The 20,933-nt window shown below is 41.7% G+C and carries 17 protein-coding genes; 8 read left to right on the top strand and 9 right to left on the bottom strand.

The features are described 5' to 3' along the window. Nucleotides 1-18 precede the first annotated feature (18 nt). Nucleotides 19-1,791 carry an aminotransferase-like domain-containing protein gene (locus L4D20_RS17895; protein WP_428802950.1) on the top strand — a complete coding sequence of 591 codons (1,773 nt, stop codon included), beginning with the start codon at nucleotides 19-21 and terminating at the stop codon, nucleotides 1,789-1,791. A gap of 149 nt (nucleotides 1,792-1,940) precedes the next feature. Beyond that, entirely contained in the window at nucleotides 1,941-2,921 is a 981-nt protein-coding gene (locus L4D20_RS17890; RefSeq protein ID WP_428802949.1) for a DUF4382 domain-containing protein, read from the top strand. A gap of 76 nt (nucleotides 2,922-2,997) precedes the next feature. Here the strand turns inward: L4D20_RS17890 and L4D20_RS17885 are convergent, their stop codons facing one another. The 4 genes from L4D20_RS17885 to L4D20_RS17870 form a co-directional block, all read right to left on the bottom strand. Then, nucleotides 2,998-4,074, bottom strand: coding sequence for a GGDEF domain-containing protein (locus L4D20_RS17885; protein ID WP_428802948.1), 1,077 nt, complete (start codon nucleotides 4,072-4,074; stop codon nucleotides 2,998-3,000). Nucleotides 4,075-4,107: 33 nt separating this feature from the next. Further along, entirely contained in the window at nucleotides 4,108-4,581 is a 474-nt protein-coding gene (locus L4D20_RS17880; protein WP_428802947.1) for a putative pterin-binding protein, read from the bottom strand. A 254-nt stretch (nucleotides 4,582-4,835) separates the two neighbouring features. Further along, nucleotides 4,836-6,206 carry a YjiH family protein gene (locus L4D20_RS17875; protein ID WP_428802946.1) on the bottom strand — a complete coding sequence of 457 codons (1,371 nt, stop codon included), beginning with the start codon at nucleotides 6,204-6,206 and terminating at the stop codon, nucleotides 4,836-4,838. Nucleotides 6,207-6,503: 297 nt separating this feature from the next. Further along, nucleotides 6,504-6,911 (bottom strand): GFA family protein, encoded by a 408-nt coding sequence (locus tag L4D20_RS17870; RefSeq protein ID WP_428802945.1) that lies wholly within the window; start codon nucleotides 6,909-6,911, stop codon nucleotides 6,504-6,506. Nucleotides 6,912-7,066: 155 nt separating this feature from the next. On the opposite strand from L4D20_RS17870, the gene L4D20_RS17865 reads away from it, so the two are divergent. Together L4D20_RS17865 and shyA are read left to right on the top strand one after the other, a co-directional pair. Continuing rightward, nucleotides 7,067-7,828 (top strand): hypothetical protein, encoded by a 762-nt coding sequence (locus L4D20_RS17865; protein WP_428802944.1) that lies wholly within the window; start codon nucleotides 7,067-7,069, stop codon nucleotides 7,826-7,828. A 254-nt stretch (nucleotides 7,829-8,082) separates the two neighbouring features. After that, nucleotides 8,083-9,384, top strand: coding sequence for a peptidoglycan DD-endopeptidase ShyA (gene shyA / locus L4D20_RS17860; protein ID WP_489686422.1), 1,302 nt, complete (start codon nucleotides 8,083-8,085; stop codon nucleotides 9,382-9,384). A gap of 148 nt (nucleotides 9,385-9,532) precedes the next feature. Here shyA and L4D20_RS17855 read toward each other — a convergent pair whose 3' ends face one another. Together L4D20_RS17855 and L4D20_RS17850 are read right to left on the bottom strand one after the other, a co-directional pair. Continuing rightward, the gene (locus tag L4D20_RS17855) at nucleotides 9,533-11,377 is read right to left on the bottom strand and encodes a putative bifunctional diguanylate cyclase/phosphodiesterase (protein ID WP_428802943.1); all 1,845 of its coding nucleotides are present in this window, start codon (nucleotides 11,375-11,377) and stop codon (nucleotides 9,533-9,535) included. Nucleotides 11,378-11,649: 272 nt separating this feature from the next. After that, nucleotides 11,650-12,537: a LysR family transcriptional regulator gene (locus tag L4D20_RS17850; protein ID WP_428802942.1), complete on the bottom strand. Its 888-nt coding sequence runs from the start codon at nucleotides 12,535-12,537 to the stop codon at nucleotides 11,650-11,652. Between the two features lie 90 nt (nucleotides 12,538-12,627). Here L4D20_RS17850 and L4D20_RS17845 point away from each other — a divergent pair, with 90 nt between their 5' ends. Together L4D20_RS17845 and L4D20_RS17840 are read left to right on the top strand one after the other, a co-directional pair. Continuing rightward, the gene (locus L4D20_RS17845; RefSeq protein ID WP_428802941.1) at nucleotides 12,628-13,884 is read left to right on the top strand and encodes a multidrug effflux MFS transporter; all 1,257 of its coding nucleotides are present in this window, start codon (nucleotides 12,628-12,630) and stop codon (nucleotides 13,882-13,884) included. Between the two features lie 93 nt (nucleotides 13,885-13,977). After that, nucleotides 13,978-14,328 (top strand): hypothetical protein, encoded by a 351-nt coding sequence (locus tag L4D20_RS17840; RefSeq protein WP_428802940.1) that lies wholly within the window; start codon nucleotides 13,978-13,980, stop codon nucleotides 14,326-14,328. Nucleotides 14,329-14,516: 188 nt separating this feature from the next. On the opposite strand, the gene L4D20_RS17835 is transcribed toward L4D20_RS17840, so the two are convergent. Then, the gene (locus tag L4D20_RS17835; RefSeq protein ID WP_428802939.1) at nucleotides 14,517-15,140 is read right to left on the bottom strand and encodes a glutaredoxin domain-containing protein; all 624 of its coding nucleotides are present in this window, start codon (nucleotides 15,138-15,140) and stop codon (nucleotides 14,517-14,519) included. Nucleotides 15,141-15,373: 233 nt separating this feature from the next. Beyond that, entirely contained in the window at nucleotides 15,374-16,294 is a 921-nt protein-coding gene (locus L4D20_RS17830) for a porin (RefSeq protein WP_428802938.1), read from the bottom strand. A gap of 663 nt (nucleotides 16,295-16,957) precedes the next feature. On the opposite strand from L4D20_RS17830, the gene L4D20_RS17825 reads away from it, so the two are divergent. Both L4D20_RS17825 and L4D20_RS17820 read left to right on the top strand, forming a co-directional pair. Continuing rightward, nucleotides 16,958-18,082 (top strand): porin, encoded by a 1,125-nt coding sequence (locus L4D20_RS17825; RefSeq protein ID WP_428802937.1) that lies wholly within the window; start codon nucleotides 16,958-16,960, stop codon nucleotides 18,080-18,082. Between the two features lie 301 nt (nucleotides 18,083-18,383). After that, entirely contained in the window at nucleotides 18,384-19,028 is a 645-nt protein-coding gene (locus L4D20_RS17820) for a fumarylacetoacetate hydrolase family protein (RefSeq protein ID WP_428802936.1), read from the top strand. A gap of 50 nt (nucleotides 19,029-19,078) precedes the next feature. On the opposite strand, the gene L4D20_RS17815 is transcribed toward L4D20_RS17820, so the two are convergent. Beyond that, a complete protein-coding gene (locus L4D20_RS17815) occupies nucleotides 19,079-20,827 on the bottom strand; it encodes a phospho-sugar mutase (protein ID WP_428802935.1) in 1,749 nt (582 codons plus the stop codon). Between the last annotated feature and the right edge of the window lie 106 nt (nucleotides 20,828-20,933).

Here is a 20,933-nt window from a genome sequence, read left to right as displayed (position 1 = left end):
ATTCAGTTTCGAGGAAGTATGTTAGAGAAGTATATTCACATCGATCCCAATCATACGTTGTCACTTCAAGACCAAATCAAAACCGGTATTACCCAAGCGATTGTGAGTGGTTTCCTCGATAGAAGTTTACCAGTCACCTCTTCTCGAAAGCTGGCGATGAGCTTGAAAGTATCGCGTAATACCGTTTTGCGTGTTTATGACCAACTCAGTGAAGAAGGCTTTTTCATTTCAAAAGAGAGAAAAGGCTACTTCATTAATCCAGAATTTATCCTCAGCACTCCTAAGATTACACTGAGTTCCACGTCGGAATTTAACTGGGATAATTATCTAAAAGCTGATGATTCCAATTATGAACGAGCAGCACAGCAAGGTGGCAATTATCCATATCGATTTATTCATGGCATGGTTGATGAGTCTATTTTCCCTGTGGCTGAGTGGCGAAAATGCGCGATTCAATCCCTCAATAAAGCCAACAGTCGGCAGTGGACATCAACCCACGATGATTATGAAGAGTTAACTGAGCAGATAAGAACACGTGTGTTACCTAGGCGAGGTATCTTTGCCAAGTCAGAAGAGATTATGGTGACCATGGGTAGCCAACAGAGCTTGCACTTAATCAGCCGATTATTGACCAGTGGAACATCCATCGTCGGCATCGAGAACCCGGGCTACCCAGAAGCGTACGCTCAGTTCAGTGCTAAGCAGCCGATGATCTTGCCGCTTAATATCGATGAGCAAGGCTTGGTGGTGGATGATAACGTTGCTCAATGTGACATTGTTTATACCACACCTAGTAATCAGTTTCCGACCACCGTTCGTATGTCAGCGGAGCGAAGAAAACAGCTGATCAAGAGCGCCAAAGAGCATGATTTCCTGATTGTAGAAGACGATTTTGAACATGAAGTTAACTTTATGGAGCAGGATACTTTGGCGCTGAAAGGAGAATACTCCACCGAACGCGTTATTTATCTATCGAGTTTCTCATCAACGATTGCTCCGGGGCTTCGAATCGGATTTATTGTCGCCGCTGCGCCTTTAATCGAACGTGCGAAACTGCTGCAAAGAAAGAGTCACACCTATCCACCGAAAAATAATTGCCAAACCTTGGCGTTGTTTATCAGTCTTGGCTATTACGATGGGCTGATTCAAAAGCTACTAAAAAGCCTACGTAGTAAATGGCTGACCATGGAGAAGGCGCTGAACTATTACTTTCCTCAGTCAGGTGTTATTCCATCATTGGCGGGTACCGCATTTTGGATCAATTACACTGAAGGGTTTGACGCGATCAAACTTGCAAGATTAGCGGAAGAGAAGGGCATATTGATCAATTCTGGTGAACAGTATTTCTTTACCAACCGCTGCAGCAATGGTTTTCGACTCAGTTTCAACTCGATTGATGAAGTGAATATTCGTGAAGGCGTTCGTCAGCTATCGCTACTTGCAAAACAGATATTGCCATTAGAGCGGTTAGAAAATAGTAAAGGTCTGCGATTAACGGGAAAAGGCATTCGATCAGTATTAACTGAAAACTTATTACTAACCAGTGATTGCTTTAATATTCCTTATCGAATTACCTTTCAAATAGACGGCCGTATGCATGGATTGTCTGACAGGCCGAATGATATTGATGAGGGCTATTGGTGGGTAGAGGATGACCGCTTATGTTACCAATGGAAGACTTGGCAATTTGCAGATATTAGATCGCTTACGTTGGTACAAGATGGCCAGTATTTGAGCCGATTCGATGCTGATGGGTATTGCGTTAGTCGCGGGAAACTCGTTCCTAATTAAAACAATCCTTTAGCTTTTAAAGGTTTGTATTGATAATTGAATCATTAGTACGTTTTTGTGATTCGATAGCACTAACTTGTGATTTCGATACGTCGAGACTAAATCTTAGCCATACTTACACTTGGTTTTGCGAATAATCGGTGTGTGGTATGTGTAATTATCGTCTTGTTGTTTACTTCATTGTGTCTCTATTTATAGTCTCATGTGGTGGCGGTAGTGGCGGCTCATCGACTTCGACCAATTCATCCCGTGTTTCGTTTTCAGTTTCTGACGCCCCGGTAGATACAGCTCAAGAAGTAATGATTTCCTTTGATCAGGTTGAATTAGTCGTCGACGATGAAACGTCGATATTCATCGATGTTAGTGATGGGCAAAACGATTATGTTCAAGTGAACTTGCTTGATTATCAAGGAACAGATGCTCTCTTGATTGTCTCTGATGAACCTATAGCTGTGGGTGTGTATGAAAACTTAATCTTACATGTTAGCGATGAAGATAACGTTAATTATGTACTTGAAATTTCCAATGGCGATCCAAAATCGCTAAAACAGCCAAGTAATAAGCTGAAATTAGGATCGTTTGAAGTCAGCAGTGAAAGCGTTCAGAGCTTTACCATAGAGTTTGATTTGCGCATGTCGCTTGTGATGAGAGGTAATCAAGGTAATAACAACGGCTATATATTGAAGCCGCATGGAGTGAGTATTGTCTCAAATGCGAACTCAGTGACAATAAGTGGAACGGTTGATACTAACCTCTTCGACGAAGGGACTTGCGATGGTGATGATGCTTCAATGGTTTATCTTTATGAAGGGAATGGTTTAGATTCTACGCAGTTAATTGACCTCATTGATCCTGATGATGAAGAGTTTACAGGAGACCCTGCGATTCCAGATGGCAGTATAGCGCCAGTTGCTTCTGTTCAAGTAGAGGAAGACGGTAGCTACCAGTTTGGTTTCTTGGTCGAGGGTGATTATATGGTTGCGTTTGCTTGTGATGGTGAAAGCGATGACTCCATAGAGTACGACCCAACGATCATAATCCCAATGGATCCAACGGTCGCTTTTCCAGATCCCAAATATGCCGATGTTGTATTTGATCAGGGCGTGGGAGTTGTTAACTTCACGAACTAGACTTAACTTTTATGAAAATAAACCCAAGCCTTAAAAGCTTGGGTTTATTTGTATAGCCTGCTCTCGAGCTAATCATCTAGGGGGAGGGCTTTTTATCCGCGAACTTCATTCGATACATATTATGATCAGCAATTGAGATGAGTTGATTAATCTCGATGGAATCGTTGGGGTAACGGCTCATACCAATACTGCTACCAAGACGAATGTTGTAGCCACCATCAAGGTGGATAGCCTCTTCAAAACACGCATCTATATGGCCTGTCATGTTAAGGATTTCTTGTTCATCATTGGAATTCAATATTAGTGCGAACTCATCACCTCCCATTCGATAGATATTGTAGTTCTCAATCGGAATCATTGTATTGAGACGCCATGCTATTTGAGAAAGGGCTTCGTCACCAGCTTGGTGTCCAAAATTGTCATTAACAGATTTAAAGCCATTGAGATCGAGTAAAAATAGGGTGAATGGCGAGTCCTTTTTATAGTTATCCAACGCTTCAAACAGTGAAAACCGATTTGAAATGCCTGTGAGAGTATCTGTATACGCCAGCTGTTTATGATGTTTGGATTCTTGATAGAAAATGTAGCTTACTAAAGCGATGCAGCTAAAGAGTAATAAAAACAATAAGTACTGAATGTAAGTAAGCTGCTGGGCTTGCTCGATGCGCTTTTTGTGGACAGGGTTTTTTAGTCGATAGTTCTCGTTAATGAAGGCGATCATTTCTGCATAAAGAACGTCGAGTTCTCCGCTGAGTGCTTCTAAGCGATTAGGGTTGTTGACTTGATTGTATTTTTTTTCAAGAGATTGGAATCGAATGAATAGCTCTTCAAAAAACTCTTGAGCGCCAGCTAAAGACATAAATCCATGAGATTCTTGATTGTATAACAGAATATCAAATCGACTCCAAGCCAGTTCATACTTAAGCCATGTCTGTTTATATTCCTTATCCCCATCAAGCATATAAGGCGTTATTGCTTTGAGTTCGGAAAATTCTTTTGTTAGCTGAAACAAGAACCACGTTGCTTGATTCTGTTGGTTAGTATAAGACTTGGTTAAATCGCGAGTTGAGGCCAGAAAATAAAAATTGGCCACGATCAAGATGACCGAGAGAACGATCAATAGTGTTTTGGATTTAGATAAAAAAGTCTTCATACGTTATCAGTTTTTCATTCTTTAAGTGCGAATTCACTGCGGTTTCGAGTGAATGATAACTTCGTCAATTTGCCAAACCATCTGAGTGTAAAAGACATCGTTATCGATTTCAGGGTACTTATCGACATTAAAGACCAGCCAATACGGCCCTTTATTTCGTATCTTCATTTTTTTTTCATCCATCATGTAGGCAATGATAGGGTCGTATTCCAAAATATCTTTAATATTAGTATTTGCCGCGTAGTCGTTTAATGCGATAAATGAGACTGACTCAATCGAATCCGTTTGTTTGTCGATGTAGTTTGCTAAGTCGGTGATACGGACACCTGTATACGACTTTGCTTCTTTGTACCAAGGAAGCTTTGTAGTAAAAGAGCTGGCGGGAATCTCTTGGCTAATTTGTTCAAACGACAAAGTGACAGTCGTATCATCGGCTAAACGGACCACAAGAGGGGTCGCTTGAGAAGAGAAGCTTAAAAAAAGCAATATCGCGAATATCCATTTCATTCGACAAACCTCAAAACAGGGTGAGCTTAATTCGAATCTTGTATTAGAACGGAATTAAGTTGGGGGTTTAAATGTAAGTATAAGGGAAGCTTTGAGGCTTTACATCAATTAGTAATCAATTGCTTAATAGTGATTTGTTTTATTAAGCACCTAAGTACGTATTCGTTGAGTGTGAGCGTCATAAAAAAGCCCCGCTATGCGAGGCTTTGTAGCTATATCTTTTTGTAAAAGCGAGACTTTTTTGCTGAAAAACCTTAGAAAATAAGGTGAGCAACACCGGCAATGACAGGTAGTGTGATGAGCGTACGTAAGATAAAGATTACGAACAGCTCTAAGATATTCACTGGAATGCGGCTACCTAGAAGTAATGCACCAACTTCTGACATGTAGATAAGCTGTGTCACTGACATTGCTGCTATTACAAAGCGTGTCATCTCGTTATCGATAGAAGCCGCTAAAATGGCAGGGATAAACATATCAGCAAAGCCAACTACAATCGTTTCCGAAGCTTGTACTGCTTCAGGAATGCCCAGCAGTTCAAGGAATGGGATGAACGGCATGCCCAAAATTGTAAATACTGACGTATATTCAGCAATAACTAGTGCGATTGTACCTAAGCCCATAACAACCGGAAGCACACCAAACACCATATCAATTGCGTTTTTAACGCCGTCACCAAATACTGACTTCAAAGATGTTACTTGGCCCGCTTTGTTACGTGCTTGCTCAAGGCCCCAAGACAGAGTGGTGTGGCCTTCAGGAATCACATCTGCATCTTCATCGCGAGTTGTGCCATCAATAAAAGTATCTTTTTTACGGCTAAGAGGTGGCAGTCTTGGAATAATAATCGCCCCAACTAGGCCAGCTAAACAGACTGCGCCATAAAATGGCAAGAATAGGTGTTCTAGTTCTACTTGAGCGATGATAACAAGGCTGAACGTGATGGATACCGCTGAGAATGTTGTTCCCACAACAGCCGCTTCACGTTGCGTATAAAATTTGTTTTCGTACTGCTTACTTGTTAGCAAAATACCAACGCTACCATCACCAAGCCATGATGTCATACAGTCAATTGCACTACGGCCAGGAAGGTTGAATACAGGACGCATTACTTTACTAAGCAGCGTGCCAAATAGTTCTAGCAAGCCGAAATTTAGCAGTAAAGGTAATAGTAGGCCTGCAAAAATAAAGACAGAAAATAGGGAAGGCAGTAGCCCTTCTAAAACCAATCCACCAGTATTTTCTTCCCAAATAGCCATAGGGCCAATTTGGAAGAAAGTTAGCGTTACTGCGATACCACCAATAACTCTTACTGCTAACCACAGTGGTGATGGGCTAAATAAGCCGTGTAGAAAAGGGTTACTCTTAATGATTGCTGGTTGGTAAACCTTATAGATAACCGAAGCGATGGACATAAATGCAATGATCGCAACTATAATTGAGACCAGTGACTCTCCAAAGATTGCTTGAATAGATTTGGCTAAGACAGCAACAGGAATAGTTAGGCCGCCGTCATAGCTAATCGGAGCCATGAATAGGAATAGACCGATCAGGGATGGGATGAAAAACATCCAGAAGTTGCCTTTGTTCTTCGGCGTTTCGATTGATTGAGATTGATTCTGCATTTTTGTACTCGTGCTACTACTAGTCAAATTTTGCCCATATCCGTGGCGAAAAATGTCTAAACATCCATGTTTATCTATTGGTGATAAGAATATCCACAATGAACACTCATTGCAAGATTATTCATTAATTGTCGTTAAATATTCAACACCAAAGTCTGCGTGTGCAAATAATGCACGAATAATGTGTCGCTGATGTGAATGATGTTGGTGTTTTGTGATGCTTGTAATTCTCGATTGTTAGGTGTTCTTATTGCAATGCATAGAGTTCCGTATCTGTTTAACCTCTACAGTTTGGGGCTAATCAAGGGGCTCTATTTGGCTGTCAAATTTTACCCAACCATGTTTTCTCTGTTCATAAATAGAAAAGCTTGGGGGAGGAAACTCATGATCGGAAAATATACCGATAGGAACCACAACCGAATCAGGTGAGGCACTGAGTTTGATGAGCATAGTTGTGCTACAACGAGGACAAAAATGGTAGGTGACTTGATTGCCAGAGTCCGCAATGCGCGAATATTGAGTTAATTCTCCATTGTAGGAGACTTGATCAGTCAAGAACCGAACCTGAACACCAAATACACTACCGGTTCGCTTTTGACATTCAAAGCAGTGACATATGGCAGAGCGGACGGGTTCTCCACGACATACCAAGTTAACAAGACCGCAGCTGCAATCCGCCATATGAATTGACGATTTACTTACCATGCTATTACCTTAATCTACTTCTAGATCACAGAAATTGTGATAGCTTCTCCTTGAGTATAGAATACGACAAAGTTCTGCTCCTCTCCCCTATGTTTATATAGAGAGATCTGTCTAGAAATAGGTTTATCGAGTTTAGTATTTAGAGTTCACGGGTTATGAAAAAGCGCATTTTACCAATACCACTTATTTTATTGATTCCAATCGTACTGCTAGTCGCTGTAGTGATTGCAGGAATCTATCGATTTAGCTTAAATGATGAGGATATTTTAAGTAAATTTCCTCAGCATGCTCCCCTCAATCCTATTGTTGGGCAGTTATTTAATATTGACTCCAGTAACCCGTTAACGATTGATGTTCCAGAGAATGATGCGTTCGCCTTTATTAGCTTTGTTGATGAGAAGCGTGCACTGGCTGTTGGCCAATATGACTCAGGTTCGGAGCGAGGAGGGGTTTCCATTGACACAAACTTGATTACCCCAATGGAAATCGATAACGAAACCGTATTCGTCTCATCACTTGCTGTATCAAATCAAGGGACTGGCGTGTTTTATTATTTGGCATTGTATCGATATGACGCAATGAGAGATCGTATGATTCTGGCCGATTATGAGTTCTTAGGCGATCGCATTCGAATTGATACTCTTGCTATAAACGAGCAAACCGTTGAAAGCCCGATTAGTGAAGAGCCTGCCGTTAATGAAGACAGTGCATCTCGTGAAGATAAGTCGAACACTAATGGTGAGATTTCTGATGATATGAGTAGCGCTGAAAAGCAGATTTCCATCACTTTTCGTACTCGTAACGTAGGTGAAGCTATGGCGAAACCAGCTACGGTTGAGCAAACACAGCTATTTAGAGTTAGTGAGAAATTTATTATAGAGCAAGTGTTATCTCAAGGCTCTGATGCTTCCCAATAGGGTTATCAGCGAATAGGTTAAGCCTTTTTGTGTGTCATTTACAAAATGGGACAGCTTTACATTCTGGGGCAATTTTACATAAATGTGACTTGGTCTTTGTGTAATTGTTATGTAAGTGCTTACTCTCATGGCTAAGTAATTACACTAACCTGTGAATGACACAGTTTTGCAGGGCATTTGCTTTCCTCAGATGACATTTTGCAAAGAAACCCTTAATCTATTCGCCAGATTCATCATTTAAAGTGGAATACCTCGTGAGTTCAAATTCTATTGTAAGCCGATACTCTGCGCTCTCTAAGCGCAAAAAAATGTTTGCTATCAGCTTACCTGTCGTCGCTATTATTCTCTTATCTTCTATGAGTCCGCGTTCTCTACAAAGATCGGTTGAACTCTCTTTGTCTAGCTCTCAAGCGGTCAGTGACTTTTTTGATGGCGCTACTGACAGTAGTGCCACCCGTATTGATATGCCTGATTTCGAATACGTCATTCAATCTGGTGATAACTTAAGCTCGATCTTTACTCAGCTTGGATTTCGCTATCAAGACATGATGCGCATTATGGAGACGGATTTAAACTATCTTGCACTTGATACATTGAAGCCGGGTAATACCTTGCGCTTTTGGCAAGGGGAAGAGCCCTCTGATCTTGCTAAAATGGAACTACAATTCAGTGTTGTTAATCAGGTGGTTTATACACGGCTTGAGGATGGTGACTATACATTTGAAGAGATTCTAGTTCCTGGTGTTTGGGTCGAACACCCGTTAGTTGGTGAGATTAACGGAAGCTTTTCTCAGTCAGTTAATCGAGCCGGTCTAAACAGTGCTGAAATTGAGCAAGTCGTTTCGTTGCTAAAAGACAAGATTAATTTCTCTCGTGATTTAAGAGCAGGTGATCGTTTTGAGCTTGTTCAATCCAGACAATATGTTAACGATACACTTACTGGAAATCGTGAAATTCAAGCCGTGAAGATCTATAACCGTGGTCGTGAAGTCTCTGCTTATTTGCACAGAGACGGGCAGTATTACGATAACGAAGGAAACAGTTTACAACGAGCCTTTCAGCGTAAGCCTGTGAATGGTTCTTATCGTCTAAGTTCTAGCTTTAACCCTAAGCGTTTACATCCAGTAACGGGAAGAGTCTCTCCGCACAATGGAACGGACTGGGCGACCCCAACGGGCACCTCTATTGTTTCGACAGGTGATGGGGTTGTTGTTATGACACGTAACCACCCATATGCGGGTAAATACGTGGTTATTCAGCATGGTAGCACTTATAAAACTCGCTATTTGCACCTAAGCAAAATTTTGGTGCGCAAAGGACAGACTGTTAGCCGTGGCCAACGTATCGGGTTATCAGGAAGTACCGGTCGAGTAACAGGGCCTCATATTCACTATGAACTAATGATTCGTGGTCGCGCTGTGAATGCGATGACGGCCAATATACCAATGGCAAACTCAGTACCGAAGAAAGAGATGGCTGGTTTTGTAGCAAGACGAAATGAGCTTGATGCGTTATTAAAAGAGCAAGTAACAGAGTTGGCGTTAAACGCGCTGTAGCGTAGAGTTTTCATTTAAGCACCAACTTTTTATTTAAACATGCAATAAAAACGACATTGAGTAACTATCTCAATGTCGTTTTTTCTTCTCTACTGTAGCTATCGACCTAATCATTGCTATCTATTCATAGGATGTTAGCCTCTAAATATTATGCGCTTCTGACTCCAGTTTTGTTATTAAGTGAATCGTAGTAGTTATTCACTATTGAGCGCGGTGTTTCTGGCCGAGAGAAGTAGTAGCCTTGAATTTGAAGACACCCCATCGAATAAAGCTTCTCTAATGCTTCAATTGTTTCCACGCCCTCTGCGACAAGCGCGACATCAAGTTGTTCGGCCAGTTGAATAATAAGTTTCACCACTCGCTCTGACTTTTGATTATTGAGCATGTTCCGAATGAAAGTAGCGTCGATCTTAATACAATCGATTGGGTAGCTGTGTAGATAGTTCAAGCTTGAATAGCCAGTTCCAAAATCATCAAGTGCAATGGTAAAACCGAATGCTCGTAGCCTATCCAATATTTGTTTTACCTCATCCCCCCTCGTAATCAGTACTGTTTCCGTCAGCTCAATGACAAAATCATGGGGATCAAATCCATAACTGTCGATGGTGCTGGTAAGGTGTTGTATGTAACGCTCTGAACCACTAAGTTCATGTGCAGAACAATTTATTCCGAGTTTAACTTTATGACCAAAGCCTTTTTCTAATTCTAACTTAGCCTCACAGGCAAGTTGTACTATACGTTCACCCAGCTCAATAATTAGCCCTGACTGTTCAGCCGCTTCAATAAATTCCAGCGGGGAAATAGTTCCTAGGTGTTCACTGTTCCAACGAGCTAAGATCTCGAAATAGCGCCATTGCTCATTGTGCTTATGGACGATAGGTTGCGCAGCAACGAAGATTTCACTTGGCTTGTCTTTGGGTTTAGCCAGTTCACTTCTTAGGGCATTGATAACTTGAGTTTTACGATGGTAAACCGCACTTAGCTGAGTGTCATAGCATCGGATTTTTGTTCCAGTCGCCTTCTTACAATCTTTTAAAGCAAGGCTGGCGTTAAGGATCATCTGCTCCGCGGTTAGTATCTGCTCTTGGGTTCTTGTCATCCCAATGCCTACTGACACACTGATATCGTGAGAAGGGTCTTTATATCCCTGTTTGAGTGAATGAATAATCTCATGGCAGATACGGATTGGGTCACAAGCGTACGTGATGAAGGCAAACTCATCACCTGCAATTCTGAATGCGAGGTTATTTTCTGAAATAGCCTCGGTGATGACTTTGGCTACAAAGCGTAAAACTTGGTCACCAATGTAATTACCGTAGAGGTCATTAATCGATTTGAAATTATCAATATCGACGTAGGCCAAAGTAAATGGATTTGTTGAAGACTGAGTCAGGATCTCTAGTCTGTCAGCTAGGCAACTGCGATTTCGTAGGCCGGTTAAATTGTCGTGTGAAACCTCATAACTGAGTTGATTGACCAAACTGTCCGAGCGCTGCGCTAACCATTTTGCTCGTAAGCTATGAACGATAATATTGGCGAGCAAGCTGTGATAGAAAAGAAGCTCTCCGGGATCGTCGATCGGCTTATCATAAGTAGAAAGGAGAATCCCCATGATCTCGCCTGTCTGACTTTTTAATGGGATGCCAATATAACCACATAAGTGATTTTCTTGGATGTAGCTGTCTAGGGGAAACTGCTCAGCAAGATCTTCGATGAATAGACAATAACTGGCTTGTGTTTTACCAACAAACTCGCAGGGAGTATTTTTGAGCGCGTAGTGAAAGCTTGGTTGTAGGCTTTTATTGCACGCATAAGAGATAGTTTGAGCGTGATAGCGCAGTTTATCGAATTCGATGATGCAAGTTGAGAAGCTCTGAAATTGCTGATGCAACTTTAGAGTGACATGATCGAGTAGGGTGGAGCCTTCCATAAGTAAGGTGTCATTAACTTCGTCTAAGCCTATAACACCCGTGTTTTCTAGCCTCATAGCCATATTGAGATCTCACGTTGTGGTGATTTTTAACTTTTTTTATAATAAGTATATGCACTTAGACACTATGGTAGAGATCACGGTTTTTTGCAAACCAGATCCATGCCGTTCAAGGTGAACTTTTTATTAAGTTTTGACGAATCATAATGTTAAATAGCAAAAAAAATGTGAACTAAAATGTTGGCGTTTTTCTTGCAATTATTTCGTATGTTTTTGCTCTGAATGGTAGGTGTTTAAAGGTCTAAGCATTGAAAGCCAAGGCTATTAACGAAAACTCAAGGCTTATTAATAAGCTCTAATTTCTCTTTAAGGTAGTCAAGGAACAATCCCGTACGAGTATGCTGATAATCCAATTTTGGGTAGTAGGCAAAAAGAGTTCCTTCATCTACAGTGACGTCAGGAAGAATACGAACTAAAGCGCCTGAACTTATTTCTTCTTTAATCATAAAGTTATTGGTTAACAAAATGCCCATGCCACTTTTTCCCGCGTAGAACAGAGCTTCAGGGTTGGTCGTAGAAAAGTTGCCGCATACGTGAATTCGTTTGTTTCTCGCAACTGTGATCTCCCTGTGAGGTTGCTCTCCCCAAGTGAGCACATTGTGGCGAGTGAGCTCATCTACATTTTTAGGTGTACCAAACTTTTCAATGTAATTTGGTGAGGCATAAAACCCTGCCTGATGTGTAAAGAGTGGTTTGGCAATAAAACTAAGAGAGTTCAACTGTTCAAACTCACGGCTAATAAATAGATCAAGGCTTAGCTCGGGCAGTTGACCGGGTGTTGTTGTTATTAGTTGAATTCGAATATCTGGGTATTTCTGCAAAAACTCATCAAAGTGTTGAACAAGAAACTTAGACCCTACCGCTAATGTTGCGCCTATCTTTAATAAACCGGCTGGCGTTTTATTAATGCTACGGGTTTCATCAACAATAGATTGCCAGGTATCTAATTGAGTTTTGGAGCGTTGATAGAAAAGTGCCCCTGCTTCAGTTTGAGTCACTGAACGGGTGGTTCGAAGTAATAGCTGAACGCCAAGACGCTGTTCGATTGAATGAACACGCTTGCTGATGGCTGAACTTGTGGTGTTGAGCTTCATTGCTGCGCCTTTAAAACTGCCTTGTTCGACGACTTGAATGTAACTTTTTATGCCTTCAATCCAATCCATAATATTCTGCCTTTTAATTTCCAATATGGATGTAATCTATTTCCAAATGGAAGAATTATCAAGTTATGGTTGTTAATGTAAGATTGTTGAATGAATAAAATAGACCCTAGTAAATTGAATAAAACACAACCATTGAATCAAATGCCTTCATTCAACAAGGTCCCGATGCTACTTGCCATTATGATCATTGCGACAGGGCAGGTAGGGGTGAGTATTTACTTGCCAGCGTTACCTGCGATCAGTGAATCGTTATCGGTCAGTCAGGCGCAAGTGCAGATGCTAGTGACTCTTTTTTTAGTCGGCTTTGGTGTTTCACAACTATTTTATGGCCCAATGTCTGATGCTATTGGGCGTCGACCCGTGTTTTTATTCGGCCAAGGTATTTATCTACTAGGCACACTCGTCTGTTTTCTTTTTTCTGATCAATTTGAATGGTTAGAGTTTGGTCGTTTATTGCAAGGTCTAGGTGCAGGAAGTGCATCAGTTCTAGGGCGTAGTGTATTACGTGATAGTTATGAAGGCGCACATTTTACAAAAGCACTCTCTTACCTTTCCATCACTGCATCTATCTTACCTATCGTTTCTCCGGTGATCGGTGGAGCAATCGCGTTTCACTTTGGCTGGCAATCGGTATTTAGTTTTGTATTGATCTATCTAGTGAGTATTTTTGTGATTGGCTGGAAGGTGTTGCCGGAAACGCTGCCCTATAAGAAAAAGCGCTTTGATGGTCGAAAGATCATAAAAAACTATGGTCAGTTGATAATAAACCCACAAGTTATTAGTAGTGCGAGTTATAACTGGTTCACCTATTTGGCTGCCGTTGTCTCGCTATCAATTTTGCCTTTTATTCTCCAAAACCAACTCGGTTTATCGATTGCTGAATATGGCATGATCATGATTATTCCATCCGCAGGCCTACTTGTTGGTTCTGTAGCACTTAATATATTGACCCGATACTACTCGATAAGCCGTTTACTGATGTGTTCGTTCATCATTATCGCATGTTCAGGTTTATGGTTAATTGTAATGCCATTGACTCTTTTCCATGTGGTTTGGGCCTTTACTTGGTTAACCGTTGCTCAAGGTCTCTCGTTTCCGTTATCAATACGTTTGCTTATTTCTCCGCATAAACATCAAGCGGGTGCAGTATCAGCTCTCTCTGGCTCGATTCAAATGGCATTGGCAGGCATGGTGGGAGGTTACCTCGTTCAGTCTTGGGTCACCGACCACAGCGAACTGGGATATTTTTACTTAATGATTGCAATCATATTAGTAACGGTACTGTTTTATAGCTGTAAGAACTCATGGAATGGTGAACCTCTTAAAGCCAGTGCTGCTAGCACCTAACCGAACCTTGGCAAGGTCTTAATTGAGCTGATGTGCTGAACGTTATACAATGCAGACCATATTTTGGTAAGACCACCTTTTGTGAGTGAAACGATGCAACATAACGAATTTGAAGCGCTAGTAAAAAGCCTATGCCAATTGGAAAGCTTACCTCAAGCTTTGGAAGCACTGAAAGCTTACGAAGATAAAGATATAGCGGAAGTTGCAGCTTCTCTATCTGGCCAATTTGCTCTAGCTGATGTTGATGGTGAGTCTCGTGTTTACCATGTAACAGTTGAAGAAAACGAACAGGGTGAAGAGCAAGAGTTTGTAGAGCATGTAATGAATGAAGGTGATGATCTTATTAAGTTCGTTGCTTGGTTCTTTGATGCTCAATTTGGTATGAAGCAGAAAGAGACCTACCAAATCGCAGAAAAAACCTACCGCCAACCAAAGCGTAGCTAAACAATAGACAGCGATTCGACATCGACTAAAAATCTACGCCCCTTTATGATCTCGCTATCGTAAAGGGGCTTTTAGTTATGACCTTTGGGTTATCACACATTGCAGCTTTGAATGGATGATTCAAATCTTGTTTTGTCTTACTTACTTAGAGAAGTCGAGGTATAGACATACCTTTACCTAATCAATCGTTAGCCTACAGAAGAGGTATTCGTACCCATTGGCACAACATTGTCAGGAATATTGTTTCGGTTATTTTGTTTTAGCCATGCTTCAAGATTATCAGCACCACCAATATACTGGCCATCAAGCCATATCTGTGGAACGGTAACAGGCGTTTTCTCGCCAATGATGGCTTTGACTTCGGGAATCATCCGATAGAGCGCTGCACTCTCTTTCACGACATCGTGATATTGATATGCAACCCCTGCATCATCTAAGAGCTGTTTGGCTTTTACGCAGAACGGGCAGGTCGCTTTTCCATAAACAATGTTTCCTTTCAAAGTGTCATGTTTCACCCACTCTTTAATCACCGATTGAACCAGTACACCACGATTAAGCGCTTCGCCTTGGCTGATAACTTTTCCTTCGACGACAAGAATAGGCGCATGCCATGACCCGAGTTTTAACGGTTCCCACCAATGGGACAGCCAATCTTTAACTTCAAGTTCAATAGGAATACCATTCAGCTCATTGTCGAAAGTATCGTGTAAGATATCTTTGGTTAAGGTGCACTCCCCACATGGGATGTTGACCTTGAACGGTCCCCAGCTTCCGCCCCAGCGATACAGTGTAATTTTTATAGGTGTGGTCATTTTCTCATCCAATTGGCCTGTGTAATCTAATAGAACGGGCTAAAGAAACATAAATTTCATCAAAATAAATATAAACACATGGTGAATTGTAGGGCTATTAGCGCAGTTATACAGGTGTAATTGGCATTGTAACTAGAGGTTTAGCTTTATTGAACTGAAAAAAGGCCGAGTGAACGCTCGGCCAATTAATTAGGCGTGGACTTTAAAATAGGTTTCGATAATCGGGCTAGCGATTAGAAGTCGTAGCGAGCACCTAAACGAAGTACGTCGTCTGCGCCTTCTATTTGGTCAAATTTATATGCTGCGTAAGTACGGAAGTTACCGTTGAACTTGTAGTATGCCGCGATCTCGAATTGGTCATCTTTATCTTCTGCATTAAAGCCTTTGATTTTCTCTTCAGCGAAGTTGTAGTTAGCCGCTACTGAGAATTCAGATGTAATTTTGTAAGATGCTGAAAATTCGTAAGCAGTGAACTCTACATCTTTTTCTACATCACCAGTAGAGAAAGTACCGGCAACGTATAGGTTGTTAAACGTGTAACCTAAACCTGCTAGGATTTGGTCAGCATCGGCATCATCAGAAGAGAACGCAAGGCCAAGGTCTAGGCCCAATGGTAGAGAGTACATACCCGCAATAGAGAATGCGTCGTCGTCTTTTGCATTGCTCGCTTGGTAAGTTGCTTCTACTTGTAAAGCATCAAAGTTGCCGCGGTAAGCGAAAACACTGTCTTGTTTATCCGAACCTGCATCAATGTATTGTTGAATACCTGAGAATTCAGTAATATCCGTCATGTCAGTAACAAGTACAGCAGCCATATCTTGGCGACCAACAGAGAACTTACCAAAGTCAGTGCCGATACCAGCGAATAGGTAACGGTTTACGATACCTTTTGTGTTCTCACCAGATGCTTGCTCACCTTCCCACACACCAAACGCAGACAGGCCGTCATTAATTTGAGTAGAACCTTTAATGTTTAGGCGTGCACGTGTTTTATCTTCCATTGTGCCTTCTACTGCGTCTGAAAAATCACCACGGAACTCAGCGCGGCCACCAACTGAAAGTTCAGTGCCGTCTGCGCTGTACACGGTTGCGGCTAGAGCTGAACCAGAAACTAGTGCAGAAAGAACTGCTGATGCGATTACTGCTTTTTTCATCTTATATTACCTTTATAAATATGAGAGCTATATTGCTCGTCTTAATCATCTATCTTGCGAAAGTGCAAGGAAGTGTTTGAATGATGAGTAAGTTAGTAGAGAAAAATGACGCTTTGATTTCTGATTTATGACGTTTCCATGTCATTGATTTTATTGTTCAAAATGCGATCAATGTTGATGGAAGTTGTTTCATAGGTTGGATTAATAATTAAAGAAGGATGACTAGGGTGGCTTGAGCAAGATTCTGTAGGAAGTGAGATCACACTTTAGAGCTATCAATGAGTTACGACAATAAAACAGTATGCAGAATTTGCCTATTTGATAGGCTTGGCACTATGGATTGCATGAATGAGTTGCGAGGGTTTGTATTAAAATTCATATATATACGATCTAAAAGTGTGATTTGGATCGGTAGATTAAACGTTGTATCAACTTGTTACACAGTTCACATTTTTTAATTACATTGCGACATGAGTCGTAAGTTTATGATTTTACGATGATTACATTAATTTAGAAGTGGTTTTTGTTGTTTTATATCATTTTATGCAACTTTTCAGAGTTCGCTAGGTACAGTCGATGCACTTGTTAACCAAGGTGTAACACCACTTCCGGTGAATCATCGGGTTGTCAGTGGACAAACCAAACGTATATATGGACTTTAAAATGAATAAAAAATTTCTAGCTGTAGCAATTGCTGCTTCTACATTCGCTGCTCAAGCGGTTGCTGTTGAACTTTACAACAACGACGGTACTACTTTCGCTGTAGGCGGCCACGTTTCTGTTAACCTTAACGGTTCTGAAGCAGGCAACACAGATGTAGGTACTAACTCTTCACGTATCAACTTCACTGCAACTCAAGACCTAGGTAACGGCTTCACTGCTGATGCACGTGGCGAGTACGCTCTTAACTTCCTTGACGGCGGCGAAGAGTCGTTCACTACCCGTCTTGGTTACATTGGCGTAACTCACGAAGAGTTCGGTCGCGCTGTAGCTGGTACGCAGTGGGCTCCATACTACGACGTAGCTGGTGTTGCTGATATGCCAATCGCTTTCGCAAGTGACCACATGTACGATAACCACGGTGCTTTCGGTACTGGTCGTGGTGACAACATGGTTTCTTACCGTAACGGCATTGATTTAGCTGAAGCTGGAGCAATCAACTTTGGTCTAGCATGGCAAGGTCAAGCTAGCGGTGAAGTATTAGAAAGTGATTTCGATAAGACGGCTGTACTTCCAGCTAATCAAGCGAATGAATATGCTTATGATGTAAAAGATCGTCTTCAAGCGACAGTTTCATACTCTTTAATGGGTGCAACGCTAGGCTACGCATATAACTCTGGTGACATCAAAGACGGTGGCGTTACTGAAACTGCTACTTCTCACCTAGTTTCGGCTTCTTACGGTACTTACGGTAGTGGTTTATACGTTGCAGGTGTTTATGCTTCGAATGAACTAATGAACAGCCTAAGTGCTACTTCTTCAGATGGTAATGTTGGTTTCAACTACCTGCTTGAAGAAAGTAATGCGTACGAAGCTATCGCAGCTTACGCTTTACCAAATAGCCTAAATTTCAGCATTAACTACGAAATGGTTGATGGTGAGCTAATTAAAGGTGGCACTACAACTACAGTTCGTGAAGAGCTAGCTTTACAAGTTGAATACAATCTAACTTCAAACGTTGTAGGTTACACAGGTTACCAGTTTGACCTAAACAGCAAGCCTGTTTCTGGCGGTCCAAAAGTTGAAACTGACGACATGTGGGTTATCGGCGCACGTGTTTACCTATAAGCTTCTCGCTTAAAGGAAAGAACACAGTAACACTTTGATGTTACGCTGGTAGTCAAAACGCTCTCTATTTATAGAGGGCGTTTTTTATTGCGCGCAAGAAAACTAGCTTGTTATCAAGACGTGATGGACGAACGCCTTATACAAGATTTCATAACTTTGAGGGGGCGATCTTAGTTTTACATTTAAGTCACTAAAATTGGCTTTATTGTCATTTTTATAACCAACAAATCCGTTATCATCAGCGCTCCGACTTTCTCACCACTACCTTTCAGTTTAATTATTCGCGATGCAAGGACTCAAAATGAATAGCGTACGTATAGATGACACCTCAATTATTCCCAGTAAAATCATCTGTATTGGTCGCAACTATCTTGAGCATATCCATGAGCTAAATAATGCCGTTCCCGATGAGATGGTAGTGTTTAATAAACCCAACAGTGCAGTAACGAGCAAGCTTCTTTCAAGTGCAGCCCGCTGTGGTGGGTTACTGCTTTCAGACGCTGAGACTATTCATTATGAAACTGAAATCTGTTTTGTGATTAAAAAAGGGCAAATTGATGCAGTCGGTATTGGCCTTGATTTAACCAAGCGTGCGTTGCAGTCAGAACTGAAAGGGAAAGGGTTGCCGTGGGAGCGCGCCAAAAGCTTTGACAATTCCGCTGTATTTAGCCGTTTTGTGTCTATACGTGACATTAATATTCATCAGCTTCAGGTCGAGCTTTTCATCAACTCAATGCGTGTGCAGTGCGGTAGCGTGAGTGAGATGATCTATTCCCCTTCCACTATTCTTGCCGAAATCAAAACTTACACAAGCTTGGCCGATGGCGACATCATTATGACGGGTACACCAAAAGGTGTTGGTGAAGTCCATCAGGGTGATATCTTCCTAGCAAGGCTTAAGTGTGGTGATAAAACCCTTATTGAGATTGAATGGGCCGCCGAGTAATTGTTTATAAAACGACCTATAATCAGCGGATTTACTGAAGAACTAATCATTTAATCTTCTAGTGCCAATAAACTAAGTTGGTGAGCATCAATGAGCTTATCCATCGTTTGTTGAGTTTGGCGCTCTATCACTTCAAAACTATCTTCATCGTGTAATGGCTCGATCACTTCGTAGTAGCATTTCAATTTTGGCTCTGTGCCAGACGGCCGAACAATGACACGGATATTCTCCTCTAAGTAATACACTAAGGCATCAGTACACGGAAGATTAAGCACCTCTGTCGCACCACCTACAATAAAACGTAACGACTGTTTTAGATCTTCATAAGCCAAAACTTGTAGCCCAGCTATCCGTTCTGGTGGATTAGACCGAAGCTTGCTGCATATAGAGGTTTGTGCTGACGTTACTTGTACACTTTGCTGCGCTGTTAGGTAATAGCCGTACTGGCGGTAGATCGATTCAAGTTTCTGCCAAATGGTTTGTTGTTCTTGAGTTAGTTCAGCAGTTAACTGCGCAAATAGGATTAAAGCTGACAAGCCATCCTTGTCTCGAACGACTGGGCCAATACAGTAGCCAATTGACTCTTCATAGGAAAACAAAAAGTCAGATTGAAAGTGTTGGTTGTGCATGGCGATATTCGCTAGCCATTTGAAGCCAGTTAAGGTTTGGTAATACTCGGCATTTCGCGTGAGTGCCATTTGCTTTAACAGGCGCGATGAGACAATGGTGTTGCCAACTATAGGCGTAGCTGGGTGGTTAAGTAATCGCTCCTCGTTAATCGCATAAAACTTTTTAATTAAGTAATCAGCAAATAGCACACCAATTTGATCACCCGTTAACTGCTTGTACTCCCCTTCGTTTTTTCGGACAGCGACTGAAAATCGATCCGCATCGGGGTCATTGGCACAAGCGATTTCGGCGTTAATGGAATCAGCAAGTTCGATAACTCTATCCATTGATCCTTTTTCTTCTGGGTTTGGAAAATCAATATCAGGGAAGTCACCGTTCGGTTCATGCTGTTCAGACACGCTCATTACGCTTTTAAATCCTGATCGTTTAAGCATAGAGATCGCTAGCGGTCCGCCTACACCATGAAGTGCGGTATAGGCAATGGTGACGTTGGCACCCTCGCTATCGGGCGTAAACAGTGCTTGGCTGAGAACAGAGGTTTGGTATGACTCTTCATAGCTCTCACTGAGCCATTCAAATAACTGGTGTTTTTCAGCGTCATTCAGTGACATCTGTGGGATAGGTTTTGGAGCGGCTATATCTATTTCATGGGCAATACCGATATCATGCGGGGGAATGATTTGAGCACCATTCTCCCAAAAAACTTTGAATCCATTGTATTCGCGAGGGTTGTGACTTGCGGTAATGACGATTGCGGCAGCCGCTTTAAAATGAAGAATGCCATAAGCGACAACAGGCGTTGGTGTCTCTTTTGAGGTTAAGTAGACTTTAATACCTAAAGCGGTCAACACTGAAGCGCAATCATGAGCGAACTGCTTGGAATCTGTTCGCCCATCGTAGCCGATGATCACACCGCGTTTATTGGCATTTTTTACCTTAGCGACTAAGTAATGCCCAAGCCCCGTTGCTGTTTGTTGCACAACTAAGCGATTCATTCGGTTTGGTCCACAGCCTACAACGCCACGCAATCCCGCAGTGCCAAACTTTAGCCTCGCTTTAAAACGGTCATCTAACTCTTCAACCATTTTTTCGTCGATGAGATATTGAAGTTCTTCTCGCGTTCTAGGGTCTGGGTCACGTTCTAGCCACCGTGTAACTTGCTCCAACATGTTCATTTCCTTATTGATATCGGCCTAGATGATTTCATCGTTTTTGTTACCTGTATTCCTAATATAGGCAATCAGTGATTTATAGCACTTTCTTGTTGTCACTTTC

The organism is Vibrio kyushuensis (assembly GCF_050337325.1).
Taxonomy (GTDB): domain Bacteria; phylum Pseudomonadota; class Gammaproteobacteria; order Enterobacterales; family Vibrionaceae; genus Vibrio; species Vibrio kyushuensis.
Note: the sequence above shows the minus strand (reverse complement) of the source record. Positions and strands in the feature narration are given on the sequence as shown.